Origin of the sequence: Leifsonia sp. YAF41 (assembly GCF_052113185.1) — a bacterium.
In the GTDB taxonomy this organism is placed as follows: domain Bacteria; phylum Actinomycetota; class Actinomycetes; order Actinomycetales; family Microbacteriaceae; genus Cryobacterium.
In genome coordinates this window covers 59692-77508 of record NZ_JBFRCS010000005.1, presented here as the reverse complement: position 1 = coordinate 77508, position 17817 = coordinate 59692, and the positions used below count along the sequence as shown (strand labels likewise).

At 64.3% G+C, this 17817-nt stretch carries 15 protein-coding genes and 1 tRNA gene; 13 read left to right on the top strand and 3 right to left on the bottom strand.

Annotated elements, in window-relative coordinates:
- Positions 1 to 58 precede the first annotated feature (58 nt).
- The 7 genes from AB4Y63_RS06300 to AB4Y63_RS06270 all read left to right on the top strand — a co-directional run bounded on the left by AB4Y63_RS06300 (position 59) and on the right by AB4Y63_RS06270 (position 8391).
- Positions 59 to 772, top strand: a complete 714-nt coding sequence (locus AB4Y63_RS06300) for a thymidine kinase (RefSeq protein WP_441790195.1) — start codon at positions 59 to 61, stop codon at positions 770 to 772.
- Positions 773 to 837: 65 nt separating this feature from the next.
- The gene (locus AB4Y63_RS06295; protein WP_441790194.1) at positions 838 to 1500 is read left to right on the top strand and encodes a response regulator; all 663 of its coding nucleotides are present in this window, start codon (positions 838 to 840) and stop codon (positions 1498 to 1500) included.
- Between the two features lie 2 nt (positions 1501 to 1502).
- Positions 1503 to 3875, top strand: coding sequence for an ATP-binding protein (locus AB4Y63_RS06290; protein WP_441790193.1), 2373 nt, complete (start codon positions 1503 to 1505; stop codon positions 3873 to 3875).
- 65 nt (positions 3876 to 3940) lie between these two features.
- Positions 3941 to 5251, top strand: coding sequence for a UDP-glucose dehydrogenase family protein (locus AB4Y63_RS06285; RefSeq protein ID WP_441790192.1), 1311 nt, complete (start codon positions 3941 to 3943; stop codon positions 5249 to 5251).
- Positions 5252 to 5416: 165 nt separating this feature from the next.
- A complete protein-coding gene (locus AB4Y63_RS06280) occupies positions 5417 to 6199 on the top strand; it encodes an HAD-IIB family hydrolase (protein ID WP_441790191.1) in 783 nt (260 codons plus the stop codon).
- A gap of 112 nt (positions 6200 to 6311) precedes the next feature.
- A complete protein-coding gene (locus AB4Y63_RS06275) occupies positions 6312 to 6887 on the top strand; it encodes a gluconokinase (RefSeq protein WP_441790190.1) in 576 nt (191 codons plus the stop codon).
- 70 nt (positions 6888 to 6957) lie between these two features.
- Positions 6958 to 8391 (top strand): GntT/GntP/DsdX family permease, encoded by a 1434-nt coding sequence (locus tag AB4Y63_RS06270; protein ID WP_441790310.1) that lies wholly within the window; start codon positions 6958 to 6960, stop codon positions 8389 to 8391.
- Positions 8392 to 8463: 72 nt separating this feature from the next.
- Here AB4Y63_RS06270 and AB4Y63_RS06265 read toward each other — a convergent pair.
- The 3 genes from AB4Y63_RS06265 to AB4Y63_RS06255 all read right to left on the bottom strand — a co-directional run bounded on the left by AB4Y63_RS06265 (position 8464) and on the right by AB4Y63_RS06255 (position 12232).
- Positions 8464 to 8537: transfer RNA gene (locus tag AB4Y63_RS06265), tRNA-Pro, on the bottom strand.
- 108 nt (positions 8538 to 8645) lie between these two features.
- Entirely contained in the window at positions 8646 to 9599 is a 954-nt protein-coding gene (locus tag AB4Y63_RS06260) for a metallophosphoesterase (RefSeq protein ID WP_441790189.1), read from the bottom strand.
- A gap of 29 nt (positions 9600 to 9628) precedes the next feature.
- On the bottom strand, positions 9629 to 12232 hold the full coding sequence (locus AB4Y63_RS06255) for a transglycosylase domain-containing protein (protein ID WP_441790188.1): 2604 nt from the start codon (positions 12230 to 12232) through the stop codon (positions 9629 to 9631).
- A 51-nt stretch (positions 12233 to 12283) separates the two neighbouring features.
- Here AB4Y63_RS06255 and AB4Y63_RS06250 point away from each other — a divergent pair, with 51 nt between their 5' ends.
- The 6 genes from AB4Y63_RS06250 (at position 12284) to AB4Y63_RS06225 (ending at position 17746) form a co-directional block, all read left to right on the top strand.
- A complete protein-coding gene (locus AB4Y63_RS06250; protein ID WP_441790187.1) occupies positions 12284 to 12463 on the top strand; it encodes a hypothetical protein in 180 nt (59 codons plus the stop codon).
- Positions 12464 to 12465: 2 nt separating this feature from the next.
- Positions 12466 to 12936: a RidA family protein gene (locus AB4Y63_RS06245; RefSeq protein ID WP_441790186.1), complete on the top strand. Its 471-nt coding sequence runs from the start codon at positions 12466 to 12468 to the stop codon at positions 12934 to 12936.
- 150 nt (positions 12937 to 13086) lie between these two features.
- Complete coding sequence (locus AB4Y63_RS06240; RefSeq protein WP_441790185.1) at positions 13087 to 14151, top strand: LCP family protein; 1065 nt, start codon at positions 13087 to 13089, stop codon at positions 14149 to 14151.
- Between the two features lie 96 nt (positions 14152 to 14247).
- Positions 14248 to 15549, top strand: coding sequence for a sensor histidine kinase (locus tag AB4Y63_RS06235; RefSeq protein WP_441790184.1), 1302 nt, complete (start codon positions 14248 to 14250; stop codon positions 15547 to 15549).
- Entirely contained in the window at positions 15546 to 16253 is a 708-nt protein-coding gene (locus tag AB4Y63_RS06230; protein ID WP_441790183.1) for a response regulator, read from the top strand. The genes AB4Y63_RS06235 and AB4Y63_RS06230 overlap by 4 nt, the downstream gene beginning before the upstream one ends.
- A 137-nt stretch (positions 16254 to 16390) precedes the next feature.
- Positions 16391 to 17746 (top strand): acyltransferase family protein, encoded by a 1356-nt coding sequence (locus AB4Y63_RS06225; protein ID WP_441790182.1) that lies wholly within the window; start codon positions 16391 to 16393, stop codon positions 17744 to 17746.
- Positions 17747 to 17817: the final 71 nt, after the last annotated feature.

Sequence of the window (17817 nt, the reverse complement as noted above, 5' to 3'; positions counted from 1 at the left end):
GGGTTGGTACGCTCAGTACTTACCAGCGATCACACACCGAGAACGGATCCGCCCAGTCATGGCCAAGTTGTACTTTCGTTATGGGGCCATGAACAGTGGCAAGAGCACCTCGATGCTGCAGGCCGCCTACAACTACGAGGAACGCGGGCACCAGGTGCTGCTCGCGAAGCCGGCCATCGACACCCGCGGTGACATCGGAATCCTGTCCCGGCTCGGCGTGACCCGCGCCGTCGACTTCTTGATCGCGCCCGAAACGGATGTCTACGCTCTGTTTCAGGAACGGCGCGCGCTCACCCGGGAGAACACCGGCCGCGACGTCAGCGCACTGCTGCTCGACGAGGCGCAATTTCTCAGTGAGACGCAGGTCGATGACCTGCTGCGGATCGCGATTCTCGAGGGGGTTCCTGTGCTCGCCTACGGAATCCGCACCGACTTTCAGACCGTCGCCTTTCCGGGCAGCCGTCGCCTGCTCGAGATCGCGCACAGCCTCGAAGAACTGAAGACCATCTGTCGCTGCGGTAAGAAGGCAGTTTTCAACGGGCGCAAGATCGACGGTGTCTTCGTCTTCGACGGCGATCAAGTGGCCATCGACGGTGTTGAGGTGACCTACGAATCCCTCTGCGGATCGTGCTACCTCGACGAAAGCGGCGGGGTGCTCAACAACCGCCGCCGCGGTGGGGAGAAGGGGCGCCCTGCTGGAGAACGCGACAATGTCAACGTGCTCAGGAGCGCCCCTACTCGTCCCCCCGGTAGTTCCCCCATCACACCGTAGGCATCCCCCGAATTTCGTTCAAGCCGCAACTTTCACCGGCCCCCGAAAAGGGGGCAGTGTTGGAGATGGAGACTCGTATGTCCTGCTACCGCGTTGCGTTGATCGATGACCACGAGATCGTCGCCCGTGGATTTGCCGACCTGTTCTCGACGCTTCCCGAGATCGAAGTCGTCGCGACGGTCGACAGTGTGTCGGCGCTGCTCGATTCTCTGGCCCCCGGGGAACGCCTCGACCTGGCGATTCTCGATCTGCGCCTGGCCGACGGCTCGATGGTCGCCAGCAATGTCGACCGGCTGCGCGAACGCGGAATCGATGTGCTCGCGTTCACCGGCGGGGATGATGCGCAGCTGATGCGCTTCGCCGCCCGAAGCGGCGTGCTCGGTGTCGTGCGAAAGTCTGAGTCGACGGCAGTTCTCCTTGACGCCGTCACGCGTGCGGCGGCCGGGGAACCCGTCGCGTCAACTGAATGGGCGGCAGCGCTCGACGGCGACCCCGACCTCGCCGACGCCGGCTTGAGTCCGCGCGAGCGTCAGGTCTTGTCGCTCTATGCGGCAGGCGCGAAGGCGCCCCTGGTCGCGTCCCGCGCCGGGATCGCCGAGTCGACGGTGATTGACTACATCCGCCGCGTGCGCTCGAAGTATGAGCGCGTCGGCCGGCCGGCCAACACCAAAATCGACCTGTACAAGCGGGCGTTGGAAGACGGCATTCTGCCGGTACCCGGATACTGAGCGTGAACTCGGGGGAGTCCGCGCTGACGGTGACGACCGCGCCGACGGATGTCGCAGCATCCGCGGCAACCCCGTCAACCGCATCCGTCACCTCAACCGAAGCGAGCGACAGCGTCGCCCGAACGCTCTATCTGGCAATCGGGATCTCGGGCGTCATGTTTGGGGCGTTGGTCTACGGCGCGATGCGGCTGCAGAGCTACCCACCGATGCCCTGGCTGTCCCCGGCGCTCTGGACGCTTCTGGTCGGGCTCCTGGCTTCGCTCGGAATCCTGGCCCGCTGGGCGCCGCACCGGGTGCTGCGCATCATTGCCGTCACCGCCGGGCTGGTGCAGCTCGCCACGATCCTCCTCTGGCTGATCATCGGGGAGGGACGGCTTCCGGCGGATGCAGGAATTCCCTGGGCAACCACGTTCACCGGAGTTCCGGCTGTCGCCATTGCCGCTGCGGTCAACAGCCGTGTGGCTTGGGCCTACGCGATCCTGGTGTGCTCGCTCGGCGCACTGCTCCGGGCTGACACGACCAGCTATCACCACCCGATCTTGATCGGGCTGCAAGATGGTCTCTATTCCTTCCTGCTCGTCGGTGTTTTCGTCGGGCTGGTACTGGCGACCAAGGAGAGCGCCGTTCGCCGCGACGAGACGATGCGCGCGGCGCGCAGGGAAAGTGCCGAACGTGCCGGCCGTCTGGCGCGCCGGCGCGAGCGGCTGCTGATCAACGCCCTCGTGCACGACAGCGTGCTCTCCACGCTTCTGATGGCTGGCCTCGGTCGCACGTCAGCCGATGCCGTCGCTCTTCATGCGCGGAGAACGACGAACCTGCTCAATTCGTTGGCCGTGAGGGAATCGTCGACCCCGATCACCGCCGGTGAGTTCGAAACTCGTCTCCGGGAGACCGCTGTCAAGCTGCAACCGGGCATCGACATCGTGGTGCGCGAGGGGGAACCGGCGCCATCGATTCCCCGTGAAGCAGCGGAGGCGCTCGTCGACGCTGTCGCCGAGGCCGTGCGCAACTCCGCTCTGCATGCGGGCCGCGGCCGGGGCGGCGCGGTGTCGCGCAGCATCACACTTGAGCGCGGTGCGGCCGGCGTGAGCGTGATCGTGGCCGATGACGGAGTAGGTTTCAACGCGGCAGAGGTTCCGGCGCAGCGTCTCGGTATTGCGCAGAGTATGGTGGGGCGGATGCAGCGGGTCGCTGGGGGATCGGCGACCGTCTGGTCGGCACCGGGGCACGGAACCAAGATCACCCTGTCGTGGTCACCGCCTGACCTTGCCCAGGATTCCCGGGCGCCGATTGCGGGGTATTCCTTCGCCGGCATCCGATTGGTTACCCGCCGTGCGGTGCGCGGTGCGCTGCTTCTCTTCGTGGCGGCTCATGCTCTCCTCGCATTCGGTGACCGCGACCCGCGCGGTCCGCTTGTCTTTGAAATCGCCGCGGTACTCGCTGTGAGTGCTGCCGCGGTGCTCGTCACCTCGCCGGCCCCCTATCCGCTGCCACGGCAAACGACAGTGCAGGCGTTGGTGCTCTGTGCGGTGACTGCGACTCTGCAACTCTTCCAGGTCACTCCAGACAGCGCTCTGCCGTTCGCGCAGTGGCACCTTGGGGCGATCACCCTCATTCTGCTGGTGCTCGTCGCTCAGAGACGTATCGGCTGGGCGTGGATCGGCTACGCAGTACTCCTGGGGGCGATGATCGGGTGGGCTGTCGCCAACGGGCTGACGCCCGGCGACGGAGTCGACATGGTCATCCGTCATGCCGGCACGCTTGTGGCCGGCTCGCTCTTCGTGCTGGGGCTGCGTCGTTCTGCGGCGACGCTGGAGACCATCAACAGTGAGCGCACACAGCGGGCGATCGAGGAGGCGACGACGGCCGCCAGCCTGCGGGAGCGCGCGTCGGAACTCGCCAAGGTCAATTCCCGGGCACGTAGCCTGCTCGATCGACTCGCCGGGCTGCGCGTGGGTGAGGCGCGACCCGGCGAGAGCGAACCGGGTGCGCATGCTCAAGCTCCGTGCGATGATCTGAAACCTGTCCGAACCGCGCTTCGGGCAGAGTGCCTGCTCGTTGAAGCGTCGCTGCGCGATTCAATTCGCGGCAGGTCGCTGAGCATCGAACCGGTCATCACTGCTGCGCACCGGGCACGTGCCCGCGGGGTCGACGTCACTTTGATCGACGACGGCGACGACGGGTCCGATGCGCGCAACATCGGCGTCGTCGCAACTTCGGTGGCGATTGCCAACGAACTCGAACGGATGCAGGGCGGCCGGCTCACCGCGCGGATCCTTCCGTCGGGTCGCCCGGAATTCGCCACCATCGTTGTGGAGTCGGCGGAACAGCGCATGCTCACGGTCGACGCTGCCGGGACGGTGCGGGAGCTCTGAACCCGATTCGCCTTCACTCCGGCTGGGCGTAGCCCGGGTTAGGCTTGAGTTATGGGTGTTAACGCATGAGATTGTCCGTCATCGGCTGCGGCTACTTGGGCGCTGTTCACGCTGCGGCGATGGCCGAGTTGGGGCACGAGGTGGTCGGCATCGACGTCGATGCGGCGAAAATCGCGCTTCTGACGAACGGCACTCCACCCTTTTTCGAGCCGGGACTGGCCGAGGTTCTGACCTCCGCCATGGGCAGTGGTCGGCTGCGGTTCAGCACCGATATCGCCGACGCCGCTGGCTCGGCCGTGCACTTCATCGCTGTGGGAACCCCGCAGAAACCGGGGAGCCACGCCGCCGACATGCGCTATGTCGATGCTGCAGTTGACGCTCTGCTGCCACACCTGGCGCCCGGCAACCTCGTAGTGGGCAAAAGCACTGTGCCGGTGGGCACCGCCACCCGCCTTGCCGGCGTCATCACTGCCGGCTCCGACGCCCACCTCGCCTGGAACCCGGAGTTTCTGCGGGAAGGCTACGCTGTCGCCGATACTGTCGCGCCCGACCGTCTGGTCTACGGCGTTCCGGCCGGCGAAGCCGGGGAACGAGCGACTGCGCTTCTGAACGAGGTCTACGCTGCGGCACTCGCCGCGAACACCCCCCTCGTCGTGACCGACTACGCCACCGCTGAATTGGTCAAGGTGTCGGCCAACGCGTTCCTCGCGACGAAGATCAGCTTCATCAACGCCATGGCAGAGATCGCCGAAGTGACGGGTGCGGATGTGACGCAGCTCGCGGATGCCATCGGGTTCGACGAACGAATCGGTCGCAAGTTTCTGGGTGCAGGGGTCGGCTTCGGCGGTGGGTGCCTGCCCAAAGACATTCGCGCGTTCACCGCGCGTGCCGAGGAGCTCGGGCGGGGGGAATCCGTCGCGTTCCTCAAGGAGGTCGACAAGATCAACCTGCGTCGCCGCCAGCGAGTGGTCGACCTCACCGTCGAGGCCCTCGGCTCGAACTTGCACACCTCCAAAGTTGCGGTGCTGGGGCTGAGCTTTAAGCCGCACTCCGACGATGTGCGTGATTCCCCGGCCCTCGACGTTGCCGTGCAATTGCACGGGCTCGGTGCCGATGTTGTCGCCACCGACCCGCAGGCCATCGAGAACGCGCGGGTGCGGCATCCGCAACTCAGTTACGACGAGTCGTTGGAGAAGACGCTTCATGGCGCTGACGTTGTCGTGCTCGTGACTGAGTGGCCGGAGTTTCGCACTCTTGACCCGGTCTGGGTGGCATCCCACGTGCGCACCCGCATCGTCGTCGACGCCCGCAACTCCTACGACCCCGCTGCCTGGCGCGCGGCCGGTTGGACCTACTACGGGCTTGGTCGCCCGTAGGGCCCGTCCGGGTCTCCACATGCCCGGCCAGGGCATCACATTTGGCCTGCCCGGCGTTGATTGGACGAGCGCCACGGCGTCGCCTAGGGTCGTTTGAGGGGGTGCGTGAACTGGCCGGATTGCCGAAACGGCGACCAGTTCCTCTCCCAGAGAAGGAACTTTCACGTGACGACATCTCCACGCCTGGTGGCATTCGATCTCGACGACACGCTTGCCGCGTCAAAATCACCGCTCGACCCGCGCATGGCTCGCCTGCTGGTCGAACTGCTGGACGAGGTCGAAGTGTGTGTTATCTCGGGCGGGCAGATCGCTCAGTTCCGGATGCAGCTGATTGACAACCTCACGGACGTCAGCGATGCGGCACTCGCTCGCCTGCACCTCATGCCCACCTGCGGCACGCAGTACTACCGTCACGTGGACGGGGACTGGTCGCAGCTCTACAACGAGCGTCTGACCGACGATGAAAAGGCCCGCGCCCTCGCCTCCGTCGAAAGCGCAGCACGCGAACTCGGCTACTGGGAAAGCGACATCTGGGGTCCGATCTTGGAAGACCGCGATTCGCAGATCACCTTCTCCGCCCTCGGTCAGGCTGCTCCGGTGGCCGCAAAGATGGCGTGGGATCCGACCGGTGAGAAGAAGAACACCTTGCGCGAAGCCGTGCAGGCGCTGGTTCCCGACCTGGAGGTGCGCTCCGGCGGGTCGACCTCGGTGGACATCACCCGCAAGGGCATCGACAAGGCATACGGCATGACGAAGTTGGCCGCGCTGACGGATGTTCCGCTCGACGACATGCTGTTCGTCGGTGACCGTCTCGATGAGAACGGCAACGACTACCCGGTCAAGGTTCTCGGCGTGGAGTGTGTCGCGGTCGAGGGCTGGGAAGACACCGCAGCGTTCCTCGAGAAGCTGATTCCCAAGCTGCGCGCCGCAGCGGGCGCATCCGCCTAGAGAGCTCTCTCTCTGTGGACGCATTGCTTCTCGCCGAATCGGGTCAAGCCGGTGCCTGATTGGGCCGGATCGTTGCTTGCGCATCGGATCCCATCGAGAGAAGTATGGAGGCATGAGCGACTGGCAGAGGATCGCAGCACACCGCCCACTCGTCCTCGTGCTGATGGGCGTGTCCGGATGCGGGAAATCGACGGTGGCAGCGATGCTTGCCGGTCGCTTGCACTGGGAGTTCGAAGAAGGTGACGCCCTGCATCCCGCTGCCAATGTCGAGAAGATGGCGGCGGGACATCCGCTGAATGACGCCGACCGGATGCCCTGGCTGGCGCTGGTCGCCGACTGGATCGAGGAGCGTCTTGATGCCGGCGAAAACGGCGTCATCACATGCTCAGCGCTGAGACGCGCGTATCGCGAGATTCTGAATCGCAGGAATTCCGGGGTGCTCTTCGTCTATTTGGCCGGCAGCCGCGAGTTGATCGAGAGTCGGATGGCTGCCAGGCAGGGCCACTTCATGCCGACGGCGCTCCTCGACAGCCAGTTCGCCACACTGGAGGTGCCGGGGTCGGATGAACCGGCGATCGCTGTCGAGATCGGACGAAAACCGAAGGCGATCGCGAAGTCGATCATCACCGAACTGCATCTCTCCGACGTGCCGACGTCCGAATTGCGAGCCCTGAAACCGCACGACTGAACAGGTACGGCTGAACAGGATGGGGAACGCGATGAACCTTCTGGACCACGCATCTTCTGCGCTGACCTGGATGGGCGTGCATGGTGCGACCAACCCCGTTGACGAACCCTGGAATAGTCACGACACCCAGGTCTTGATCGTGGCGGCGCTCGGCATCGCCATCGTGGTCGTGCTTATTGTTTGGGCGAAGTTCCACGCATTCTTGGCCCTGACAATTGGCGCCCTGTGCGTGGGAATCGGCTCTGGCATCCCGCTGGACAAGGTGACAGCGTCATACGAGCTCGGCGTCGGTGGCGTCTTGGGTTATGTCGGCATCCTGATAGCGCTCGGCGCCATGCTCGGCAAGCTCCTCGCCGATTCGGGCGGCGCCGACATCGTGGTGAGCACGATTTTGAGGGGTCGCCCAGCCACACTGCCGTGGAAGATGGCCCTGATCGCCGGAATCATCGGCATTCCGATGTTCTTTGAGATCGGGCTCGTGCTGCTGATTCCCATCGTCATGCTTGCCGTTCGGCGCACGAATACCCCGGCGATGCGGCTCGGCATCCCCGCATTGGCCGGCTTGTCAGTCCTCCACGGCTTCGTTCCACCGCACCCCGGCCCTCTGGCCGCGATCGGGATCCTGGGCGCAAATGTCGGATTCACCCTGGCGATTGGTTTGGTCATCGCGATTCCGACGGTGATTGTCGCCGGTCCGTTGTTCGGGCGCCTCGCCGCCAGGTGGGTACCCATCGGCGCCGCTGGCGCGGGACTGGCCGTGAGCGAGACAACGGCAGAATCCAACAAAGAAAAGGGAATCCAGCAGGCCGGTGCATCCCAGGATCCGATAGCAACCAGGACCCCTAGCTTTGCTTGGACGATGACCACCATCCTGTTGCCGCTCGTACTGATGTTGGCGAAGGCGGCCGCAGATATCTGGCTCCCGAAGGACACCACGGCACGCACGGTGCTCGACTTTCTCGGCGACCCTGTCGTGGCCTTGCTGCTGGCGGTACTGCTGGCCATGGTGACGTTCGGGACCAGCGTGGGCTTCTCCGCATCCGTTCTTGCCACGAAGATTGGACAGAGTTTGCTCCCGATCGTGGGCGTCGTGTTCATCGTCGGCGCGGGCGGCGGGTTCAAGCAGGTGCTGATCGACGGCGGTACCGGAACAGCCATCGCCAAGATCGCCCTGGCGGCCAGCCTCTCCGCGCTGGTGCTCGGTTGGATGGTGGCCGTACTCATTCGACTGGCCACCGGTTCGGCAACCGTGGCGACCGTGACCGCGGCCGGAATTGTCGCTCCACTGGCCACTGGTCTGGCCCCGGGTCAGCTCTCGCTCGTCGTCCTTGCCATCGGCGCCGGATCGCTGTTCTTCTCGCACGTGAACGATGCCGGATTCTGGCTGGTGAAAGAGTACTTCGGGATGACCGTCGGCCAGACAATCAAAACCTGGTCCGTCATGGAGACCATCATTTCAGTGATGGGCCTCGGGTTCACGCTGCTGTTCTCACTGTTCCTGTGAGCTGGCATCTCAGCCGACGAGTTAACGAGAGAAGGACACCCACACGATGTGTGGATGTCCTTCTCTTTTATGTCGGGGTAACAGGATTTGAACCTGCGACCTCGTCGTCCCGAACGACGCGCGCTACCAAGCTGCGCCATACCCCGATGGCCCCTGCGGGCCTCTACTAGTATAGACGCTCCGAGGGGTGCTCGATGACGCTTGGGCGCCTCCAGCGGTCAAAGTGAACAAAATTTCACGCCGCCCAGTGAAGCTCAGGCGTCGACAGCCGTCAGCGTGAGCAACGTTGCCTCTGGCGGGCAAGCGAAACGCACTGGCGCATAGATCGATGTGCCGAGCCCTGCCGAAACATTGAGGTACGCGGTGCGGAGACCCTGATTCCAGAGGCTCAGTCCACGCACCTGACGCCGGGGGACATCGCAGTTCGTGACGAGCGCGCCGAACTTGGGCACGCACACCTGACCGCCGTGCGTGTGGCCGGCGAGAATCAGCTGTGCGCCATGATTCACGAAGGAATTGAGAACGCGTTGATAGGGGGCGTGGGTGACACCGACCGTCAGAATGCCCTCTGCGGCCCGTGGTGTGGCGGGATCCGGCCAGGTTTCCTCGGCGAGCGGGTCGTTGGCCCGCATCTCGTCGATCGCGCCGGCGATCAGGTCCAAACGGTCACGGCCGATGTGGGGATCGTCGACGCCGAAGAACTCGAGCCGGGTTCCGCGGATCGACAGCACGTCTGCCGCATTGTCGAGATCTTTCCAGCCGAGTCCCGCAAAGACCCGGTGCAGGCTATCGATGTCGAGTCGGATGGGGTGGCTATGCGCCATCGACGGGCCGCCGAAATACTTGAACGGGTTCTTCAGCTGGGGGCCGAAGTAGTCGTTGGAGCCGTTGACAAAGACGCCGGGGATGCCGGCGAACGGTTCGAAGGCATACTCAATTCCGGACACCCCGTCGACATGACCGAGGTTGTCGCCGGTGTTCACCACGAGGTCGGGCCTCAGCGTGGCGAGGCTGCGTACCCATTCCTGTTTGTCGCGCTGCCAGGGCGCCATATGCAGGTCAGAGAGGTGAAGCACCCGGAGCGAGTCGGAGCCTGCAGGGAGCACCGGAACCCGCACCTGACGCAAGGTGTAGCGCTTGCGCTCCACGAGGGATCCCCAGGCGAAGGCGGCGAGGCCGGCACCGGCCACCAGGCCGGCACCGGTCATCAACCCTTTCGATCCAGCGCTACGTCGGCTCATCCGTTGTTGCCGTTGCCGTTGTTCCCGCCGTTGCCACCATTTCCGCCGTTGCCGCCATTGTCTTTGGCCTTGCCCACAACGATGACGACGTTGGAATTCGGGGCGACGAGAGTTCCAGCGCCCGGCTCGATCGAGAGCACCTTGTCGTTCTGAGTGAGATCGTCGGTCTGCTGAACTTTGACCTCGACCTGGAAGCCGCTGAGCGCGCTCTGAGCGTCTTTCTGGGTCTTACCGACGACATCCGGCACGGTCACGCCTTTACCGTCGCTAGAGAAGACGGTGATGGTCGAACCGCGACCGGCGGTCGCGCCGGCTGCCGGATCGGTGCGAGCCACGCTTCCGACTGGTGCGTTGTCGCTGACAGCTCCACCGTCGGCGAAGCTGAAGCCGGCAGATTCAAGTGTCGACTTGGCGTCAGCCATCGACTTGCCGCGCAGATCGGGCACCGGAACTTGAACGGCGTTGATGACCGAGGAAGACGCTTCGGGGAAGGAATCTCCGCCGTACTTGGCGTTGGCGACCGACATCACGGCCGGCCACATCCGGTGACGGGCGGTGGCGGCCTGGCCGCTGTCGAAGTACATCTGACGCTGGTTGGCGACACCGTTGGGCCCGCCGCGCAGCGACACGACCCCGGCGACGGTGGCGACCTTGGTGCTCGCGCCGCTCATCCACGTGTCGTAGTTGTCGTCGGTGGTTCCGGTCTTACCGATCATCGGCACCCGCGGAGAGGTGGCGGCCTTGGACTGGGCGGCGGTGTTGTTCATCACTCGCTGCATCGCATAGGTCATTCCTGCCGCGACGGAAGGATCAACCGATTGCGCGCAGGTGGATGTCGGAACGGCGCGCTCGGTGCCGTCCGGGCCGACGATCTTGTCAATGGCGACGGGAGAGCAGGTGTTGCCGTTGTTGGCGATGCCGGCGAAAGCCGCAGCCATGCTGAGCGGGGCCACCTCGTTGGTGCCGAGCACCGAACCGATGCCCTGCTCCAGCGGGTCGCCGTCGGCGCGATGCACGCCGAAAGCTTCGGCCGTCTTGCGGATGCCGCAGAGGTCGAGCTTCTTGGCCATTCCGATGAAGCCGGTGTTGAGGGACTGCTCGGTCGATTGGAGCGCGCTGTAGTTGCTGCCGCTCTCACCCGCATCGTTCTTCGGGTTGTAGCCGGGGAACGTCTGCGGCCCGAGGCAGCTGTCCTGGAAGGTTCCCCAGTTCGACTTGCGGCTGGAGTCGACGCGCTCGTTCAGGGAGTGGCCCTCTTTCAGCCACTCGGCGAGGGTGAACACCTTGTAGGTCGAGCCGGGCTGGAATCCGCTTGATCCGCCGTAGGCGAGATCGGTGTTGTAGTTGATGCTTGTGTAGTCAGTGCTCGAGTCCAAAACCGCAGGGTCCTGGCTGTACAGCTTGTTCTGCGACATCGCCAACACTCGGCCGGTTCCGACCTGCACGCTCGTGACCACCGCTCCGGCATCCCAACCTGGGTAGCTCATCGGCACGTTCTCGCGCAGAGTCTGAACAGCGGCGCTCTGGAGATCAAGGTCGAGTGTCGTGTAGACGTCGTAGCCGCCACGCTTGAAGTTCAGAAGACGCTCGTCTTCGTTGTCGCCGAAGGTCGGGTCGTTCTGCAGGATCTTCGTGACGTAATCACAGAAGTAGGCGTTGTCGCCGGCCGTCTGACAGCCGGTGCTCGGCTCGGTGATGGCCGGCTCAATCGGGGTGGCGACTGCAGCGGTGTACTCATCCTGGGTGATCTTCTTGTGCTTGACCATCTCACCGAGGATGTAGTCGCGACGCACCTTGTTCGCGGCGTAGCCATTCGCAGCGCCATTGTTCTCGCTGTCCGGCCGGTCGAGCTGGAACTTGTACGGGTTGTTCACGATCGCAACGAGGCTGGCTGCCTGTGGCAGTGTCAGGTTCGCGGCGCTCGTCGAGTAGTAGTAGTTGGCTGCGGCTTCGATGCCGTACACGGTGCCACCGAAACCGGTGATGTTGAGGTAGCTCTGCAGGATCTGGTCCTTCGAGTACTTCTTCTCAACGCCGATCGCCAGGCGCATTTCCTTCAGTTTGCGGTCGATGCTCGTCTCTGTCGCATCGGTGTAGCAGGCTTCGCGTTCCTTCTCGACGTTCATGACCTCGCACTTTTGCACGAGAACATTCTTGACGTACTGCTGGGTGATCGAGGAACCACCGCGGGTGTCGCCGCCGGCGACAGTCTGCACTGCACCCTTGACGGTGCCCTCGACATCGATGCCGCCGTGCTCGAAGTAGCGGGGGTCTTCACCGGCGACCGCGGCATCCTTGACGAACTGGCTGATCTGGTCTGAGGGTACCTCGACGCGGTTCTGGTCGTAGAAGGAGGCGAGAAGAACGGGGGTGCCATCGCTCTGCGTGGCATAGATGTTGCTCTTCTGGGAGAGCTGGTCGATCGCGAGAAACTCGGGGAGGTTCTCGAAGACGCCGATGGTATTTGTTGCAGCCATACCGGACAAGGCCAAGGCGGGGGTGACGGCGACCGTGACGAGCACGCCGGCAACAGCGCTCATCCCGACGAAACCAAGGACACCGCCGAGCACACCTTTGGTCGTTCGTTTTTTGACAGACATAAGATTGACCCTATAGGGACGAAGCTGAACATCAGCTTGAATAGGAGAGACATGCCAGCTTGGGAATACCTCACAACGCCGTTGATGATTCACAACACCGCGGCGATCTTGAACAACTGGGGTTCGGAGGGATGGGAACTCGTACAGGTGGTGAATGGGCCGGAAGGCGGGCTCGTCGCCTATCTCAAGCGTCAGATCGTTAGCGCCGACGACACTACTGAAGGAGCATGAGCATGTCGCAGATCGAAGCACGCCTCACTGAGTTGGGGATCGAACTTCCCACCGTTGTTCCCCCGGTTGCCAGCTACATCCCGGCCATCGTCTCCGGTTCGCTGGTCTTCACCTCCGGCCAGCTGCCGATGGTGTCCGGCGCCTTGCCGGCCACCGGCAAGGTCGGCGACGGTCACGGGCTCATCCCGGCAGCGGATGCCCGCGAGTACGCGCGTATCTCGGCGCTGAACGCTCTCGCGGCGATCAAATCTGTGATCGGCTCACTCGATCGCATCACGCAGGTCGTCAAGGTCACCGGTTTCGTCGCATCCGACCCCGCGTTCACCGGTCAGCCCGGAGTCATCAACGGTGCCTCAGAGGTGCTCGGTGAAATCTTCGGTGAGATCGGCGTCCACTCACGCTCAGCCGTGGGTGTTGCGGTGCTGCCGCTCGATTCGCCGGTCGAGGTGGAGCTCATCGTTTCATTCGCCTAGGCAGTAGCACAGGCGCGAGCATCACAAAGAGGCACCCCCGGATTGGGGGTGCCTCTTTGTGTCTTTTGTGAGGATTTCTCTTTTCTCCTGCGTTTGGCAGGCCTAGAGTGAGGCGACCGTCTACCCGAAACGGGCGCAGGAGGCAACCCGATGCCGAAATCCACGCAGTCAATCGATGCTGGCAACGAGCCGCCGTCACCCCGCTGGGGGAGGAGGATTCTTCTCGCCGTCGGTCTGCTCCTGGTGATCGCTGTCGGAGGGTCAACCGCCTATGTCCTCTATTTGGGGAGCAGCTTTGACGCGGCAACGCAGAAGATTCCCCAGGTGTTTCCCGCCGAGACGGTGCGCCCGCCGACATCGACACCGGCGCCAGCCATCGCAGGAGCGACGGCGGCAACGGCCCAGAACATTCTGCTGATCGGGTCTGATACCCGGGGCTCGATCGACGGTTCGATCGGCGATCTCACTGGGCAGCGCTCCGACACGATCATGATTCTTCACGTTCCCGCCGACCGCAAACACCTCTATGTGATGTCGATCCTGCGCGACAGTTGGCTGGATATCCCGGGTCACGGGCAGGCCAAGGTCAATGCGGCACTCTCTTTCGGCGGGATGCCGCTCGCCGTACAAACGGTCGAAGGGTTGATTGGTGTGCGGATCGACCATGTCGTCGTGGCCGATTTCTCTGGTTTCAAAGAAGTGACGGACGCCCTGGGTGGAGTTGACGTGGCCAACCCCGTCGGTTTCGTCTCGTCGAAGATTGAGGGGCACTACTTCCCGCAGGGAACGGTGAAACTCACCGGGACCGAAGCGCTTGCGTTCGTACGCGAGCGATACGCGTTCGCCGACGGCGATTTTCAGCGTGTGCGCAACCAGCAGGCGTTTCTGAAGGCCGTGCTCGGCACCGCGCTCAGCGCCAGCACCTTGAGCAACCCACTACGGGTGAATGCTCTCGTCGGAGCGGTCGCTCCGTACCTTGCCGTCGACGGTGGTTTCACTGCCGCCTACGTCGCTGGTCTTGCCGTGGAGTTGCGCGATGTGCGAGTGGACGATGTGACCTTCTTCACGATGCCCACGAACGGCACCGGCACATCGTCAGGTGGCCAGTCGATCGTGAACATCGATTGGGACGCGCTATCCGCTGTGAAGCAGGCATTCCTGACTGACACTCTCGGCAGCTACGAACCCGAGATTCAATCGATGTCGAAGCGCTAGCTTCGGTCATCGATTGACTGTGAATGCTACGCCGGTAGGGGGTGCGCCCCACCGCGGGGTGATGCATGAGCCGGTTTCGCCTGTCAGAGTTGAAGAATGCGACCGCCCCAACCGCCCAAGCCGCCGCTGCCGCAGCTGCATTTTCCGCGGCTGCCGCTGACCGAGACGCAACAGCATTTCTGGCTGTGGATGTGTACCTCGACGGTTGCCGTCGCGCTCTACGCCGTCTACGTCCCGCTCTCGGCGACTCTCTACGGGTTACCGGTCCTTGCGGCGTTCGCCGTGGGGCTATTGCAATGCGGCAGCATCCCGTTGGCCGTTGTCGCCCCCCGGTGGGCAATCGCCGCGTCAATTGCAGGGTTCACCGTCTTCGTCGCATTCAGTACCGTGCCGCTGGGAGCCCCGTGGCCCCGCGCTGTGCCCAGTCTGCTCAGTGTGTGTGCGTTGCTCGTCGTACTCGGCTTGCGCGAGCGTGCCTCGGTCGCCATCGCCGCTTGGCTGCTGAGCGCTGTGGCCTCGCTCCAAGTGCTTTTCTATCCGTGGATCGATCTCACTCTCGACGGCGTGGTGGCGAACCTCGTCACAACAACCGCGACCTCGGCGCTTGCTCTCCTCGTTGCGATCTTGATCACGCAACGCGAAGGCATTCGGGGAGAGCTTGCCGTGGAGCGTCTGCAGACAGCCAGCGAACTCGAGCGCCGAGTGATCGTTGAAGAACGCAACCGCATCGCCCGCGAGCTTCACGACGTCGTCGCGCACAGCATGTCGGTGATCCAAGTGCAGGCGTCAAGCGCCCCCTATCGGCTCGCGCAACTCGATGCAGAGGCGCGCGGTGAATTCGGCGAGATCGCGGCATCCGCTCGTGCAGCGCTGCAAGAAATGCGGCTGCTGCTCGGGGTGCTGCGCAGCGAGGATGCGAGCGGCGACGGGATGCCGCAGCCCGGAATCTTCCAGATTGCCGAGCTCGTGCCATCGATCGACCGCGCCGGCATCACCGTGATTGTCGACATCGATCCCGAGCTGCCGGGCGATGGCCTGGCCAGCACGGCGGCCTATCGAATCGCCCAGGAGTCGCTCAGCAATGTCGTTCGGCACGCGCCCGGCGCGCGAGCCAGTGTGCGAGCCGAGTTCGTCGACGGGGCAATCGTTCTCTGCATTGAGAACGACGTGCCGGCAGGGCCGATCAATGGCCACCCGTCCGGCGGCACGCCCCAGACCGGCGGTGGGCACGGGCTGATCGGCATGCGCGAACGCTGCAGCATACTGGGTGGCAGGCTTCACGCTGGCCCCACCGCCGGCGGCGGATTCCGAGTGCTTGCGACGCTGCCGATTGCTGCCGCTGAGCGCCGCTACGCGCCAGCCATCCCCACTGAGGCGAAAGGCCCCACTCAACTGTGACGATCACCGTGCTCATTGTCGATGACCAAGCCATGGTGCGTGCGGGCTTCGCCGCCGTGCTCGCCGCCCAGCCGGGCATCGAGGTGCTCGGCCAGGCCGCGAACGGGCAGGAAGCTGTCGAACTCGCTCACCAGTTGCGACCGGATGTCGTCGTGATGGACGTGCGGATGCAGGTGATGAACGGACTCGAGGCGACGCGCGCCTTGCAAACGCCGCCGCGGAGCAGCAGCTATGTCCCGCACGTTCTCATGCTGACAACTTTCGACATCGACGACTACGTCTACGAGGCGTTGCGTGCGGGGGCCAGTGGGTTTCTGCTGAAAGATGCGTTGGCCGAAGACCTCGTCGCGGCTGTGCGCATCGTGGCCAGCGGTGATGCCCTACTCGCGCCGAGCGTCACCCGGCGATTGATCGAAGACTTCGCCCGGTCGGGCCCGCCGCCGCGCACCGACACGGCGCTACTGTCCGGCCTCACTGAGCGGGAGGTCGAGGTGCTCACCCTGGTCGGCCGCGGGCTGTCTAACACCGAGATCGCCTCGGCACTCTTCATCGCCGAGCAGACGGTCAAGACGCATGTGAGCAAGGTGCTGGGCAAACTCATGCTGCGCGACAGGGTGCAGGCCGTGGTTTTCGCCTACGACGTGGCACTGGTGCAGCCGGGTGGTGGCTCGGGCAACACGCCCGAACTCCGCTCCAGAACCTGAGCCGAGTCGTAGCTGTCGCCGTTCCACCCCTACTCGGGTAGGGCCCAGGAACAGTTCCCCAGGGTGATGCCCGGGAGCCAACCGTCTCCTTAGCCTGCCGTCACGGGCGGATACGCCGCCCCGGCAGGGAGAACATCGTGACAATCGCGCCAGAGCGTAGCGGCTCAGTACGAACAGGCAGCACAACGCCGCACAGGCCGATCGCACGCACTGCGGCATCCACGGGCCCCGCGCCGGTCAACCGCGATCACAGTATCGACGCGATGCGCTCGGCACTCCTCCCGGCCGTCGTCGTGCTTCACGCAATGATGGTCGGGGTCAGCGCAGGCGCAGACGGGCCGGTCATGCAGAACGCCCTCGAGAATCAACCCTGGTTTGCCCCGGTGAGTTGGCTCGTTCAAGTCATGCCGCTGTTCTTCATCATCGGTGGCTTCTCGAGCTTCACCCAGTGGCGCAGCCTGAGGGCGCGCAACGTCTCCGCTTCCGCGTATCTGCGTGGCCGGATCGATCGATTGGTGCGCCCGGCGCTGGTGCTCGTCGCGGTGGTCGGCACCTCACTGTTCGCGATGACGCTGCTCGGGGTTCCCGCGGAGATCGCGGCGACGGCCGGTTTTCGCATCGGCCAGCCTCTCTGGTTTCTCGGCGTCTACATTCTCTGCTCGGCGCTGGTGCCGCTGATGGTGCGAGCGCATGAACATGCGCGGTATGCGACCCCGCTGCTGCTGCTCGGCGCAGTGATCGCTGTCGATGTGGCCCGCATGACCAGTGGCATCCAGGCCGTCGGCTTGCTCAATCTGCTGTTCGTCTGGCTCCTGGTGCAGCAGTTGGGGTTCTGGTTGGCTGACGGAGACGTTGACGCGCTCAGCCGGCGCACACGGTTCGGCATACTGATTTCCGCACTCGCGGCGCTGCTCGCGCTGACGATCGGGCCGTACCCAGCAGACATGCTGGTGAATCTCAACCCTCCGACTCTCTGCCTCGTGCTGCTCGGCGTTGCACAGCTGATGGTCTTCTCCCTGCTGCGGCGCCGAATCGGTTCTCTGGCCGGTCGCCCGCTCGTTCGTCGACTCATCGACGCGCTCGGTCGGTGCGGTATGACCGTCTACATCTGGCACATGCCAGTGCTCATCGCGCTTGCCGCCCTGCTGCTGGTGCTGAATTCCGCCTCCGGCCTTGCGCTGCCCGAACCGCTCAGCCCGTCATGGTGGAGCAGCCGACCGCTCTGGCTGGCCGTCGCCGGGCTCAGCGTCGTACCGGTCGTCGCCGTGTTCGCTCGCTTCGAACGCGGCCGCCGGACCGCGCAGAATTGCATCCCGTCGGCCGAATCGACGCCGCGATCCGTCGCGCTTGACACGGTGCTCGGGGCAGGAGGCGTCACCGTGGTGCTCGTCGCGGGGTTCGGCGTGCTGCCGGCATCCGCCGCTATTCTCATGCTGAGCAGCGCGCTCTTCGGTACGGGCCGCATCCTCAGGCATGCGCGCGCGGCCCTGTAGCCGGCCACAAGCGTCAGCGGCGCGCGTCCTCGGAGTCGGGGTCGATCGGGTGGAGATACGTGTGACGGTGC

Excerpts from the sequence above, each read along its gene's own strand:
- AB4Y63_RS06250 (WP_441790187.1), top strand. The coding sequence starts at position 12,284 with ATGCCAGCTTGGGAATACCTCACAACGCCGTTGATGATTCACAACACC.
- AB4Y63_RS06275 (WP_441790190.1), top strand. The coding sequence starts at position 6,312 with ATGAGCGACTGGCAGAGGATCGCAGCACACCGCCCACTCGTCCTCGTG.
- AB4Y63_RS06240 (WP_441790185.1), top strand. The coding sequence starts at position 13,087 with ATGCCGAAATCCACGCAGTCAATCGATGCTGGCAACGAGCCGCCGTCA.
- AB4Y63_RS06300 (WP_441790195.1), top strand. The coding sequence starts at position 59 with ATGGCCAAGTTGTACTTTCGTTATGGGGCCATGAACAGTGGCAAGAGC.
- AB4Y63_RS06260 (WP_441790189.1), bottom strand. The coding sequence starts at position 9,599 with ATGACCGGTGCCGGCCTGGTGGCCGGTGCCGGCCTCGCCGCCTTCGCC.
- AB4Y63_RS06285 (WP_441790192.1), top strand. The coding sequence starts at position 3,941 with ATGAGATTGTCCGTCATCGGCTGCGGCTACTTGGGCGCTGTTCACGCT.
- AB4Y63_RS06245 (WP_441790186.1), top strand. The coding sequence starts at position 12,466 with ATGTCGCAGATCGAAGCACGCCTCACTGAGTTGGGGATCGAACTTCCC.
- AB4Y63_RS06255 (WP_441790188.1), bottom strand. The coding sequence starts at position 12,232 with ATGTCTGTCAAAAAACGAACGACCAAAGGTGTGCTCGGCGGTGTCCTT.
- AB4Y63_RS06295 (WP_441790194.1), top strand. The coding sequence starts at position 838 with ATGGAGACTCGTATGTCCTGCTACCGCGTTGCGTTGATCGATGACCAC.
- AB4Y63_RS06235 (WP_441790184.1), top strand. The coding sequence starts at position 14,248 with ATGCGACCGCCCCAACCGCCCAAGCCGCCGCTGCCGCAGCTGCATTTT.
- AB4Y63_RS06270 (WP_441790310.1), top strand. The coding sequence starts at position 6,958 with ATGGGCGTGCATGGTGCGACCAACCCCGTTGACGAACCCTGGAATAGT.